The sequence below is a fragment of the Neisseria iguanae genome (assembly GCF_003013245.1).
GTDB lineage: Bacteria > Pseudomonadota > Gammaproteobacteria > Burkholderiales > Neisseriaceae > Neisseria > Neisseria iguanae.
Genome location: NZ_PXYY01000017.1, coordinates 24,168 through 33,223 on the forward strand (window position 1 = coordinate 24,168; position 9,056 = coordinate 33,223).

The following is a 9,056-nucleotide window of genomic DNA, read 5'->3' on the forward strand; positions in this document are numbered from 1 at the left end:
GCAGGGCACCCGTGACAAAATTCAACAAACGCTAATTATAGCAGAAGTGATTGATTCTATACGGACAGACCGTCTGAATAATATGACGGGTTTATATGGTTTCAGCCCATTGTACAAAAGACGCAGTGTATTTTCTTTACTCTATAAACATAAACGCAGTGTCGGGACAAATGCCTACAGCGTTTAAAAATAGCCAATTTGAATAATTTTGCTATATCGTTTGTACTGTCTTCTGCTTCGTGTCTTTCATCAACAATATTTGAATCTGCCGCATTTTAAAAAATATATAAGGCCGTCTGAAAAACAGAAAATCTTTCAGACGGTCTTCAATTTGCCCCAAAATCAATGTTTACTGTCAAAATCCGTAACGGACCGATGCACGGATATTGCGCGGCATACCATAGTTGACTTGTGTACCGAATTGGTTGAAATATTTTTTGTCAAACAAATTATCAATGTTGGCTTGCACACTTAGTTGCTTGCTGACTTGGTAGCGTGCCATCAGGCCGGCCAGCACGAAACTTTTTTCTGTAATGCGGCGGTTGGCCGGTGCTCCTGCATTGAAATAACGCGTGCTTTGCCAATTAATACCACCACCCACAGTCAGCCCGCTTAAGCGGTTACCGAAATCGTAGGCGGTATAAAGTTTCAACATGCGTTCAGGTACCGTAGTATTGATTTTCATACCGTCAGCATCTTTGCCTTTGGCACGCGAAAACGAGGCTGTTATGTTCCACTGCGGTGTGATGCGGCCGGTCAGCTCCAGTTCGAAACCATTGCTGCGTACACCTTTGGCATTTTTATACGCCTGAGTACCCGGCGGCATACCGAGAACGGTATTGTTACCGTCTTGTTGTGCCAGATTGTTTTGACGGATTTGAAACAGGCTCAACTGGCTCTGCAGACGATCATCGAAGTAACTGCTTTTTAGGCCGATTTCAAAGTTGCGCGCACGGATAGGATCAAGGATGTTGCCGTTCACATCCATTTGGTATTGTGTCTTGAAGCTGTCAGTGTAGCTCGCATAAACAGAATGACGGTCAGTAATATCCGCAATCAAACCTCCGTAAGGCAGCCAGACATTACCCGAACGGTAGCGCGTATCTGTACCGTAATAACTGCGTTCGCGCTTGTGGTTTGCCAAACGCACACCGGCAATCAGTTTCATACGGTCGGTAAGGTTGAGGCGGGTAGCGGTGTAAAGTCCACGGTCGTGGGCAAGCGAATAGTAAGGCTTGCTGGCGACACCCCATATCGGCTTAGGAAGCGTACCATTCCAACCGTAAAAGCTTTCGTCTGAAGATGCGCCATTATGGGCAATCGAAACAGCATCATTGAAGTTACGGTTGTATTGTGCACCGAAAATAAATTCGTGTTTGCGGCCGAACAGACCGTATCGGCCGTTGATGTCAAGCTGAACGTTGGTTTCTTTGCGCAAAGGACTAAATTTACCGGGGGAAAGCGAGTAGCCCAATCCGGTAATTTTATTGATGTTTCCCGACATATACAAAAGCTCGGAATCACTGGTATTACGGCTGTGGTTGGCTTTGAGACTGATATTCCAATCTTTATTAAAACGATGTTTCAAGCCGGTGAAGATGTCAGTGTTGGTATTGTTCCAATACGACCAGTCGGAGCTGGTGTTTTTACTGCGTGCCCAGTCGGCAGTTGTGCCGTCTGAAAAAATCAGCGGTAGGCCGCCCCACATATACGAATCCTGTTTGGTTTTGCGGTAGCTGGCACCAATATAGGCTCCAGTTTTGCCGCTTAAGTCGGCATCAATGATGCCGTAAAATACATTTTGTGACTGTTTTTCCCAATCAATAAAGCTGCCGCCTGCCTGGCGGCCGATAATGAAGCGGCCACGCAAACTGCCTGCGGCATTAAATGGTTGTGTGTGGTCGATTGAGGTTTCATAGGTATGCCAACGGCCGTAGCCTGTATTTAATATAGTGAGGCGGGTTTTACTGTTGGCGTGTTTGCGGATAAGGTTGACGCGCGCGGCAGGATTGCCTTCGCCACCGGTCAGGCCGGTAGCACCGCGTACAACTTCGACATGGTCGTAAATCATCATGTTGGCAGTATTTTCACCACTGATCCATTGGTTGTCGAAAGTAACGTTCATGCCGTCAACTTGGTATTTGTCAATATTGAAACCGCGTGAATAAAAGCTGCTGCGGCCGCGATCGAAAGCCGAGACAAAGACACCGGGGGTTTGTTGGAGCACTTGGGTAACATTGTCGAGTTTTTGGTCATCAAGGCGCTGACGGGTAATAACGCTGACAGCTTGCGGAGTTTCTTTGTCAGAAAGCTGTAAGCCGGTGGCGGACTTCATGGCGGGAATGGTATATTCGCCGCTGTTTTCCGTAACGTCGGCAAGAGTGCTTCTGCTGCCGGCTACTTCTACAGTAGGCAGACTGATGTTTTCTTCTGCGGCCGCTTGGGCAGACCATAAGGCTAAAGTCAAGGCGCTGAATTTAAATACTGGGTTGGAAAATTTCATGTAAGCTCCGGCATATCGAAATATAGGGCAAGGCCGTCTGAAGATTTGTCTTTTCAATAAGGTTTTCATACGGCTGTTCTGTTTGAAATTCATTTTCTTATTTATCTGTCCGACAGGTTTGTTGTGTCTGCAAACGGTAAGGCTTTACCTGCAACAAGCTTGCCGGTAAAACCTGATTTGATACTTTAAATGGTTGTCAAACTTATGTTCCACTGTGGTATGACAGCTTCCGTCAGTACTTTGCCGGCAGCCCCTCCATTTTTCGCATCAAAAACTTTGTCTGCCCTATCTCTATGTTCTATGCAATGCTGTCTGAAAAATTGATTTCATTTCAGATGTGGAAATGTTTTTCAGACAGTATGGACTATCCCGAAATGGTTTGCGGATCCGCTTGGATTTTCTGCATGATTGCTCTATAATTTTGTTATTATATAAGATAATAATAATAATTTTTATTTATAAAAATATTTTCTTCGATAACTTTAGATTAGAAAAGTTCAAGTGCATTCACTAATTATTTTCAACTTTCGAAAAGTAGCCGCAGCCTGCCTATCGGCAGCAACTGCACTATTAATAACAGCTTGTTCTCCTTCCTCTGAAATCAAGCCTTTTGTAGAATATGCAAAAACAGGACAAAAATATCCGGTTACAATCAACGGTACGCTCGGCAGTATTACACTGACCAAGCAACCCGAACGTGTGGTGGTATTGGGCGCAGGTGCAGCAGATATTGTAGCCGCTTTAGGTGTACAGCCTTTAGCTGTAGAACACAATACTTGGGGAGGAGACGAACAGGGTTATATGCCGTGGTTTCGTGCCTATCTGGAAAAAATAGGCAAACCTCTGCCGCCGACGCTGACGATGTTTCCTGAACTTGATGCGGAAAAACTGGTATCTTTGCAGCCTGATTTGATTATTGCTCCTCAATCGGGCTTGAGCGCTGATACCTACCACTTGTTATCAGGCTTCGCGCCAGTGATTGCCCATCCGCACCAGCCTTGGCTGACCACTGCCGACGAACAGCTCGATATTATTGCGGCAGCCTTAGGCAGGCAGAGTTATGCTCAAAGATTGAAAGCAGAAACAGAAGCCCATTTTGCCGCATTCCGCCGCCGCCATCCCCAATTGCAGGGGTGTACGTTTGCCTATATTTACTCAGGCGGACGCGAAGCGAACCTGTCGCTGTATGTGATCGGCGAACCGAGGGTGGACGCACTGATTCGTTTGGGCTTACGGATGCCGCCTGAATTGGAGAAAATGCCGCTCCGGCCGGGAACATGGTCGGTATCATTAGGCTTGGAGAATGCTGACAAACTCAATGACGCAGATATTCTGTTTACTTGGTTCAACAGCGAAAAAGACCAATCAGCAGCCGAATCCAGGCCACTCTACCGCGAAATCAAAGCAGTAAAGCGCGGCAGCTATATTCCACTGCTCGACCGGTCACTGGCTGCCGCGATGTATCATATTTCCCCCTTGAGTGCGCCGTGGGGTATTGAAAGGCTGGAGCCTTATCTGACTAAAGCAGCAGTGTATCTGCCGAAGAAAGGCCGCCAGTGAACAATACAGTAAAAATGGCCTTCGGCCTGGCAGTTGCTGCAACTTTAAGCGCGGCAGCAGCAGCTTGCGGCTTGGTGTTCGGCAGTAAGGCTCTGACCTTTGCCGATTTGCAGCATTATTTATTTTCAGATGGCCCTTACGGATACAATGATTGGGTGATTGCCGGACGCATTCCGCGCACATTGGCGGCGGCTTCATGCGGCGCGGCACTGGGTTTGGCCGGTGCACTGATACAAGGCTTAACACGCAACCCTTTGGGGGATTCCGGCTTGCTCGGCATTAATGCAGGCGCAGCGGCAGCAATTGTGAGTTCGGCTTCAGTACCGTTTTTAAATGGCTGGTCAGAATTCTGGCTGGCCTTGTGCGGCGCAGGGGTGATGGCTTTTCTGATTTGCAGCATCAGTTTGGGCAGGCGTAACAGCTCGTATGCCAAGCTGGTGCTGACCGGTACGGCTATTAGTGCGGTTTTAAGTGCGTATGTATCAGCGGTATCGCAGCTCAATCCGGTGTTATTCGATCATCTGCGTTTTTGGAGCAGTGGCTCGTTCAGCGGCATCAGCTTAGACGATGTACGCACTATGCTGCCTTTTGCTGCACCAGCCGCTACCGTAGGCGTCATGCTCGGCTATCATTTGAACTTGATCGGCTTAGGTGCAGAAACCGCACGCGCTTTAGGCGTAAAAATCGTGCCGATACAGCTAGCTGTCGCCGCAACAGCAGCGGTATTAGCCGGTTCGGCAGTAGCTATAGCAGGACCGGTAGGCTTTGTAGGTCTGGCAACAGCACACATCACCAGGTTGTGGACAGGTAATGATTACCGCTGGTTGCTGCCATACAGTGTGTTTACCGGTGCTGTACTGCTGGTATGTTCCGATGTATTGGCCAGGATAGTGCTTGCACCTTCCGAAACGACATCAGGAATCATTATGTCGCTGGTAGGTGCCCCCTTACTCTATGCAGTGGCTTTGCACCATCAAAGGGCGGCAAAATGAAAAAACACATGCTTTTACCTTTACCGCACCAGTTTGCTGTTCAAACAACCTTATTGGTTTCGTTGCTGACCTTGGTGGTATTGTCCGTCTTGTGGGGCAAACAGTATTTTCTGCTGGCTGATGTGCTGCCGGTATTGAGAGGTGAAGCTAATCCGTTCAAGCGTTGGCTGCTGCTTGATTTACGACTGCCGCGCGCGCTTGCCGCTGCCGGCGTCGGTATGGCACTGGGTGCAGCCGGCGCAGTATTCCAAAGCCTGACACGCAACGCCTTAGGCAGTCCGGACATCATCGGCATAAATGCCGGGGCAGCAGTGGGGGCAGTAGCAGCCTCACTGATTTGGCCTGGTTTTCTAACCATGGAACAAGGTGCGTTGTTCGGTTCGCTGACCGTATTGATCTTGATTTTGGTCGGAACAAAAGGCCGTCTTAATTTCGGAATGGAAATCATTATCAGCGGTTTGGCAGTAAACGCAGCAGCAATGGCCTTGGTACAGTTCGGCTTAATCAGCACCCGGCAGGAAAATGCACAGCAGATGACGGCATGGCTCAGTGGCAGTTTGGAAGCGAGATCATGGATACATGTCGCGACAGTGTGGACATGGATGCCGTTGATGTTGCTGGTTTTACACGTACTGAATATTCGTCTTAGCCTACTGGCCTTAGGCAAAGAGACTGCCTCCGGATTAGGTGTAAATATCAAACACAGTTCATGGGCATTACTGATGGCAGCAACGGTACTGGCAGCAGCAGCAGTTACAGCAGCAGGACCTATAGCATTTGTTGCATTTGCCGCGCCACATATTGTGCGCCGCTTGATGAAAACTGACAGACCTCTGCTTTGGGCTGCAGCACTCAGCGGCGGAGTATTACTGCTCACTGCCGATCTGACTGCACGTCTGTTACCGACCTCATCACCGCTGCCTGTCGGCGTAGTTACGGCCGCGCTTGGCGGCGCGTATCTGACCTTCTTGCTGTCGGGTAAAAACAGGCTGGGCAGATAAATCTTCAAGACGTATATTTTTAAAGGCCGTCTGAAAATACTTTATTTTCAAATAAAATCATGACAGGACCATTTATGCTTCGAGCACAGCATCTGACATTGGCCTATGACCAACATACCGTCAGCAACGATGTCTCCTTTAATGTCACTGAAGGAAAAATCAGTGTATTAATTGGAGCAAACGGCTGCGGGAAATCTACATTGCTCAAAGCTTTAGCCAGACAACTCGTCCCCAATCACGGTCAAATCGTGTTAAACGGCAAAGCAGCGGCAAATTACGGTAGCAAAGAATTTGCCCGTTATCTGGCCATGCTCGCACAGAGTCCAATTGTACCCGAAGGCATCAGCGTCAAACAGCTGGTCCGTTACGGCCGCTATCCCTACCGCAGTTTCGCGTCAGGCTGGAAAGAAGAAGACGAATGCGCTGTCACTCGGGCCTTACAGCTAACTGCTACCGATATATTGTCCGACAAGACCATTGATTCACTATCGGGCGGACAACGCCAGCGTGTGTGGATAGCCATGGCCTTGGCACAAGATACCCCCTATCTTCTGCTTGACGAGCCAACTACTTACCTTGATTTAACTTATCAAATCGACATTCTCGATCTCTTAAAACAGCTCAACCGAGACACCGGAACAACCATTGTGATGGTACTGCACGACTTAAACCTTGCCTGCCGCTATGCCGACGAAATGATCGCCATGCATAAAGGAAATATTGCCGCACGCGGCAGCGTACATGAAATCATCAATGAAAATACCGTGCGCCAAGTATTTGGGCTGGAAAGCCGGATTGTGATCGATCCAATTTACGGCACCCCCATGTGTATCCCTTTAGGCAAACATTTTACTGAATAGAACAAACCCTTTTCAGACAACATTGCCACTCTCTCAAATTATTTCCGGCCAATATCTTGCTATCATTTCAAAAAAAAATTATAATTCTACGCTTTGCAACCTTGCCTTTTACTTTTCGCATGGTAAGAGGCTGATTTTCAATCCATAAGGAGATAACATGCGTCATTACGAGATCGTGTTTATCGTTCATCCTGATCAAAGCGAGCAAGTGCCTGCGATGGTTGAGCGTTACAAAACCATGATTACCGAAGCCAACGGTACCATCCACCGCTTGGAAGACTGGGGTCGCCGCCAATTGGCTTACCCAATCAACAAAATCCACAAAGCACACTATGTTTTGATGAACGTAGAAACTACGCCTGAAATTGTGGCCGAACTGGAAACCGCTTTCCGTTTCAATGATGCCGTACTGCGTCATCTGACCATCAAAACCAAAAATGCTGTAACCGAGCCATCAATCATGATGGGTGGCGAGAAAACCAAAAACTTGCTGAACGGTGCGGCTGAAAAAGTTGCAGCAGCCGAATAAGATTGAATAATCTTATCCGCCTTACCGCCCAGCTTGCCGAAATCGGCACTCTAAGGTACACGCCGGCAGGCATTCCTGTATTGGATATCGTGCTCAAACACGAATCGTGGCAAGAAGAAAACGGACAAAAATGTCTGGTCAAATTCGACATGCCCGCCCGGATTTTAGGCAAGCACGCTGAAGAATGGCAGTATCGGCAAGATATGATGGTTGAAGCAGAGGGCTTTTTAGCACAACGCAGCCAACGCTTCCCGCGCCCGATACTCCGTATACAGAACATTAAAGAATATAAAGGTTAAACGCAATGGCCCGTCAATCATTCAAACGTAGAAAATTCTGCCGTTTCACGGCTGAAAAAATCCAAGAAGTTGATTACAAACAAGTTGACTTGTTGAAAGACTTCATTTCCGAGAACGGCAAAATTATCCCTGCCCGCATCACTGGTACTAAAGCACACTACCAACGTCAATTGGCAGTTGCTGTGAAACGCGCACGTTTCCTAGCCTTGTTGCCTTACACCGATCAACACAAATAATTGGAGCTTAGAACATGCAAATTATTCTGTTAGAAAAAATCGGCGGCTTGGGTAATCTGGGCGACATCGTTACCGTGAAAAGCGGTTATGCCCGTAACTTTTTGATTCCAATCGGTAAAGCCAAACGTGCTACCGAATCCAACATGAAAGAATTCGAAGCACGCCGCGCCGAATTGGAAGCCAAACAAGCCGGAATCCTAGCCGATGCTAAAACACGGCAAGAAAAATTGGATGGTCAAACCATTACCATCGCGCAAAAAGCCGGTGTGGACGGTCGCCTGTTCGGTTCCGTGACCAATGCCGATATCGCTGAAGCCATCGTTGCTTCAGGCGTTGAAGCTGCTAAAGCCAACGTACGTCTGCCTGAGGGTCCGTTGAAAGCTGTTGGCGAATACGAAGTTGAAGTGGCTTTGCACACTGACGCGGTTGCGAAAATCAATGTTGTGGTCGTTCCATCTGCCGAATAATCATTATCATTAGTGAATCATGATTGATTCCAAAGGCCGTCTGAAATTCAGGCGGCCTTTTTGTTTGGTAAAGTAAAAGCATGTTATCAATTTTGTATAGCCAATTAAATAAGGGGTTGTCTTTAAATAACCAGGAAAATTTAAATTAAGTGAGAATTATCCCTATGCGTAAAAGTCGTCTAATCCGGTACAGATAAAACAAACTCATTGAACCATTTGTTGCAGGTGCAACGCAAGAACAGTTGCTCGATTAGTTGGCGTAAACAAAAATACCGCAGCATTTATAGTCGATTAAAATCAAACCAATACTGCGTTGGCGCGCCTTACCGTACTAAGCGGTACTGTTCAAAAATCTGTGTCAATCCCCTAACCCCCCATAAAGGAGAAGACACATGACCAAACCCGCATTTGATTTCGAAACCGCACTCAGGCAACTTCAGTCCGGACAGGCACTGACCGGTAAAGACGGCCCCCTTACCCCACCCATCAAACAACCGGCCAAGGCCGCATTGGAAGCCGAAACCGGACAATACCTCGAACAAAAGCAGTTGCAGCCCGGCCGGCGTAACGGCCACAGCAAAAAAACCGTCAAAACCGGTTCCGGCAGTT

9 protein-coding genes and 1 pseudogene are annotated in these 9,056 nt (G+C 47.7%); 9 read left to right on the forward strand and 1 reads right to left on the reverse strand.

Going from position 1 to position 9,056, the window contains the following annotated elements; genetic code table 11:
• Window positions 1–355: 355 nt before the first annotated feature.
• Entirely contained in the window at window positions 356–2,503 is a 2,148-nt protein-coding gene (locus C7N83_RS04470; protein ID WP_170064798.1) for a TonB-dependent siderophore receptor, read from the reverse strand.
• Window positions 2,504–3,004: 501 nt separating this feature from the next.
• On the opposite strand from C7N83_RS04470, the gene C7N83_RS04475 reads away from it, so the two are divergent.
• The 9 genes and pseudogenes from C7N83_RS04475 to C7N83_RS04515 all read left to right on the forward strand — a co-directional run.
• On the forward strand, window positions 3,005–4,063 hold the full coding sequence (locus tag C7N83_RS04475; RefSeq protein WP_170064799.1) for an iron-siderophore ABC transporter substrate-binding protein: 1,059 nt from the start codon (window positions 3,005–3,007) through the stop codon (window positions 4,061–4,063).
• Window positions 4,060–5,055 carry a FecCD family ABC transporter permease gene (locus C7N83_RS04480; RefSeq protein ID WP_106740932.1) on the forward strand — a complete coding sequence of 332 codons (996 nt, stop codon included), beginning with the start codon at window positions 4,060–4,062 and terminating at the stop codon, window positions 5,053–5,055. Before C7N83_RS04475 ends, C7N83_RS04480 begins: the two co-directional genes overlap by 4 nt.
• Window positions 5,056–5,063: 8 nt before the next feature.
• The gene (locus tag C7N83_RS04485) at window positions 5,064–6,056 is read left to right on the forward strand and encodes a FecCD family ABC transporter permease (RefSeq protein WP_211296576.1); all 993 of its coding nucleotides are present in this window, start codon (window positions 5,064–5,066) and stop codon (window positions 6,054–6,056) included.
• Between the two features lie 74 nt (window positions 6,057–6,130).
• Window positions 6,131–6,916 (forward strand): ABC transporter ATP-binding protein, encoded by a 786-nt coding sequence (locus C7N83_RS04490; RefSeq protein WP_211296577.1) that lies wholly within the window; start codon window positions 6,131–6,133, stop codon window positions 6,914–6,916.
• 157 nt (window positions 6,917–7,073) lie between these two features.
• Window positions 7,074–7,445 (forward strand): 30S ribosomal protein S6, encoded by a 372-nt coding sequence (gene rpsF / locus C7N83_RS04495; protein ID WP_106740936.1) that lies wholly within the window; start codon window positions 7,074–7,076, stop codon window positions 7,443–7,445.
• Window positions 7,442–7,744, forward strand: a complete 303-nt coding sequence (gene priB, locus C7N83_RS04500) for a primosomal replication protein N (protein ID WP_211296578.1) — start codon at window positions 7,442–7,444, stop codon at window positions 7,742–7,744. Before rpsF ends, priB begins: the two co-directional genes overlap by 4 nt.
• 5 nt (window positions 7,745–7,749) lie before the next feature.
• Window positions 7,750–7,980: a 30S ribosomal protein S18 gene (rpsR, locus tag C7N83_RS04505; RefSeq protein ID WP_054599043.1), complete on the forward strand. Its 231-nt coding sequence runs from the start codon at window positions 7,750–7,752 to the stop codon at window positions 7,978–7,980.
• Between the two features lie 14 nt (window positions 7,981–7,994).
• A complete protein-coding gene (gene rplI, locus C7N83_RS04510) occupies window positions 7,995–8,447 on the forward strand; it encodes a 50S ribosomal protein L9 (protein WP_106740939.1) in 453 nt (150 codons plus the stop codon).
• Between the two features lie 392 nt (window positions 8,448–8,839).
• Window positions 8,840–9,056, forward strand: a pseudogene (locus C7N83_RS04515) (IS256 family transposase); the annotation flags it as partial.